General features: G+C 31.4%; 1 protein-coding gene. It reads left to right on the top strand.

Going from position 1 to position 360, the window contains the following annotated elements; translation table 11 throughout:
- Window positions 1-67: 67 nt before the first annotated feature.
- A partial coding sequence (locus tag CWB66_RS22530; protein ID WP_212747853.1) for a hypothetical protein occupies window positions 68-360 on the top strand: 293 nt, incomplete at its 3' end.

The raw sequence follows: 360 nt of genomic DNA, 5'->3' as shown, positions 1-360 counted from the left end.
TGCCTCAACATTATAACCAACTATTTTTATCCGCTTAATGCGGCGTTATATTTATATCGGAATCATCATGCAATATTTATCAACAATTTTTGAATCGACTGCGTATCAAGCTAGACTTGTTACTGTTATTTTTTCGACGTTAATCGCAATATTTGTATTATTTTTAAATCATTACCTACAGAAGATAAGGGAGCGTAAAGAACTGCTAAGGGATAAAATATCAAAGCTATATAAACTTTCAAATGAATATCTTTCCACTGGAATTGAATGGACTAATTCATTAATGAATGGATTAGCTAACGGTGTAAAACCAACAGCCACTTTAGTAAATAATGTGCATAGTACTGTTTCTAACATCAC

The sequence above is a fragment of the Pseudoalteromonas sp. S558 genome, assembly GCF_005886635.1.
GTDB lineage: Bacteria > Pseudomonadota > Gammaproteobacteria > Enterobacterales > Alteromonadaceae > Pseudoalteromonas > Pseudoalteromonas aliena.
Note: the sequence above shows the minus strand (reverse complement) of the source record. Positions and strands in the feature narration are given on the sequence as shown.